The sequence below is a fragment of the Escherichia sp. KCJ4928 genome (assembly GCF_004352695.1).
In the GTDB taxonomy this organism is placed as follows: Bacteria; Pseudomonadota; Gammaproteobacteria; order Enterobacterales; family Enterobacteriaceae; genus ECMA0423.
Genome location: NZ_SJWV01000659.1, coordinates 1 through 351, shown reverse-complemented (window position 1 = coordinate 351; position 351 = coordinate 1). Strand labels below are relative to the sequence as shown.

Here is a 351-nt window from a genome sequence, read left to right as displayed (position 1 = left end):
CCGCCGCCACCGATTGTAATCACATTCGATATAATTAAACACCGTTGCCCGCATTATTTCCCGGCTGATAAAGTGTTCTCCATGGATACATTCCACTTTCAGCGAATGAAAGAAGCTTTCCACGCAGATTATGCCGCTTCAGTTGCGCCTGATAATCTGCTGAACAGTACTGGCCTCCACGGTCCGTGTGAACGATAACGTTCCGGGGCCTCTTACGCCGCCATAGCGCCATCTGCAGGGCATCGCAGGCCAGTTGCGCCGTCATGCGTGGCGACATTGACCAGCCAATAACGGCACGTGACCACAGGTCAATGACCACTGCCAGATACAGCCAGCCTTCATCTGTACGTA

General features: G+C 53.0%; 1 pseudogene. It reads right to left on the bottom strand.

The window, feature by feature from the left end:
* Positions 1–351 (bottom strand): annotated as a pseudogene (locus tag E0D98_RS26125) (DDE-type integrase/transposase/recombinase); the annotation flags it as partial.